Annotated in this window: 3 protein-coding genes; all 3 read right to left on the bottom strand. The window is 48.5% G+C overall.

The genetic code is table 11. From position 1 onward, the window contains the following. Positions 1 to 311 precede the first annotated feature (311 nt). The gene (locus AC2VE5_RS25635; RefSeq protein ID WP_486890402.1) at positions 312 to 701 is read right to left on the bottom strand and encodes a type II toxin-antitoxin system VapC family toxin; all 390 of its coding nucleotides are present in this window, start codon (positions 699 to 701) and stop codon (positions 312 to 314) included. Beyond that, positions 698 to 937, bottom strand: coding sequence for a hypothetical protein (locus tag AC2VE5_RS25640; protein ID WP_486890403.1), 240 nt, complete (start codon positions 935 to 937; stop codon positions 698 to 700). The genes AC2VE5_RS25635 and AC2VE5_RS25640 overlap by 4 nt, the downstream gene beginning before the upstream one ends. 408 nt (positions 938 to 1,345) lie before the next feature. Continuing rightward, on the bottom strand, positions 1,346 to 2,537 hold a 1,192-nt coding region (locus AC2VE5_RS25645; RefSeq protein ID WP_486890404.1), incomplete at its 5' end, for a hypothetical protein.

Below are 2,537 nucleotides of genomic sequence, written 5' to 3' on the forward strand. Positions count from 1 at the left end.
TACGGTTAAGCACCGAGTAGACAAAGCGGCAGTTACATTCGGTTGACGCGTACTACCGACAAAAGTCAGCACCACATCACCTTGCCGAACCACAGGCCCTTGCGCTTGGGAACGCTCAGCAGCATCCTAGGTGATGTCGCTAGCCACCTCCAGAAAGATAAAGGTGAGCTTGTAGACGAGCTTTTCGGTTGAGCAGAGGCACCTCGAGGCTGTGGCTTAAGGGCTCGAGTCCAGCCGCTAAAACAGATGTTTCGGCACATCTTTCGGTTGTTTAAGCCTTGGGTAGGCCAAACGGAGCAAACGGTTGAAGTTTAGATATGGAGCACGTTCATAGCCAGAGAAGAAACCTTGATCAAGCGGTCATCGTTCGTCCAAAACTGTGTACAGTCATAACGGTTGGTTACGGAAAGATGCAAGGCGTCCGGCGTCTTGATGCCGAAGTGAGCCCGCAGCTGGGCCGCCTCACGAAATACAGCCTCATCATTAGGCAAATGCGTTACGGTCATGAAAAAGCGCTCGAAGCGCGCTTGCAGCACAGCGTCACCCTGTTTAAGCGGCCCGACCAAGCATTCAAGGATCACCAGAGGTGAAATAGCAAACCCCGTCTGCACGTGTTGCCGAAACTTTTGCTCGAGTAGGGGGTAGAACACCGGATGCTTCTCGACAAGGTAGATGACGATGCCGCTGTCCAGATAGATCATTCATCCCAGGCGTTGCGCTCGGCAACCACAGCCGACTCCATCGCCTCAGCACTCCGGGAGGACGCAGGCTCCAGCTTGAGTGCGTCTAGAAATCCTAGTAAAGAAGCGCTCTGTGCGTCAGCGTCCTCTTTCGCAAGGATAACGATCTCGACCGGACCCACTGGAATTTCCGGCGGAACCGTGAGCGACAGTTGCCGATCCTTAGGGACTACCGACTCGAGCTTGACCGCGCGCATAGCACAACCTCTCTCCCGGCTATAGTGTAGCGGATTGGGTACTGTGAGAGAACGGTCTGAAAGGCGGGGGCTCGAGCCGCCTCTCTAGGACAAACACGTTGGCACGGTTCTAGGTAGGCTGGGTGTGATTGAGTCTTCCCTATCGCCTGGCATAAGATATAATCGTAACTTCGAGTGCTAGTGGATAGAAGCGCTGCACGGTGTATTCAAAAGCTGTCTGTGACGCTCAAAAGCTCATTCAAGCTATTCCACTCAGGCATCCCCAAATACTAACGCGATGCTTTTTGGCTGTCCTTCCCAACAAGTTTAGCTGCTAATCCTTTGATTCCCCTCCTGTTCGTATAAAACAAATGCTTTCCTAGACAGCACTTACTTGATTTCTTAACTATGGCGCATGAAGGCAAACCACTAGCATCCGAGGTTCGTAGTGTTTCGGAACTCGTCGATTTCGAGAATAGCTCGTCTAATCGCACGGTAGTCATCTTGAGGGACCTCTATATTCTCGGCAGAGTCCAGTGCGAAATCTTCAAGTTCTTCAAACAAGAAACCTTTAGGTGCGCTAACTGTCGTAAGAAGATCAACATAGCATCCATAATCAAGCTTATAAACATCATACCTCAAGCCTGGTTGGTCACGAGCTGACACGTTGCGTTTTAATAGATGAAGTACACGCGAATCAAATAGAGCATCAACAAGTTCGTTCCGGACGTTGTTACCTAATAAAAAAGCCCTTGCTTTTCTATGCCCTATAACTTTATCAATTATCCAATGGAGTAGCCGACTTGCATCTACGTTTGAGGAAACGGCAGCCTCTTTATCTCTCTGATACCACGTTTGGGAAGCTGCTCTAAGGTGTTGTATTGATATAGCTTTGCTAATCGCTTTCTGTGCTGCTAGAGAAAGAATGTTGATGCTGTCTCGAGGTACACCTTCTGACGCCCTAACGAACTCTTCAAATGTGTTTTCTTGAGTAAATGCATTCTGGACGAATCGCTCCACATCTTCCGGCACAGAAATGTTGTCGCTTACCACAGATTTAAAATGTTTATATACGAGTTCTCGAAAAAAGTTCGTTGCGCGATTCTTGTCGTTATCAAAAACCATAAAGTCATCGAGATTTATATCCGCAGATGCATCCGAACCTAGTTCGATGCCAATATAATCACCGAGTTTTCCAGGTATATGGAATGCCGAACGTTGTTCTATAGCTCCAATCTTTACAGTGACGCTTTGTATAGGAAATATTGATCTCCGTAATAAGTCTGCTAAGAATGGTTGTAGATCGGATGGAATAACGCTCCATTCATCTAACAGAACCCACATCCTACTCGCTGGGAGAAGTTGCATGATATCGCGCAAGAATTTCCCTACAGCACCAAAGTGGACACGATGCCGAAGCGTACCAGACTCCACAACGCGTTCTAAATGCGTTTTACCCTCATTGTGACTTGTGTCAGATTTTACTGAAAGGGCCCCTCCCGCTAAATCCAGATTAGCCCCTAAGTTGACCGCCGACTTGTCAGTTTTCTCCGAACTTGCAACTTCCTCATGGGTCACCTCCCCATGAACCCTAACTTCGGTGATTGCATCAGCGAAGCCA

This window comes from Aliterella sp. E5.1, from assembly GCF_057473825.1.

Bases quoted from the DNA above. Each gene is read 5' to 3' on its own strand.
- AC2VE5_RS25635 (WP_486890402.1), bottom strand. From the start codon at position 701: ATGATCTATCTGGACAGCGGCATCGTCATCTACCTTGTCGAGAAGCAT.
- AC2VE5_RS25640 (WP_486890403.1), bottom strand. From the start codon at position 937: ATGCGCGCGGTCAAGCTCGAGTCGGTAGTCCCTAAGGATCGGCAACTG.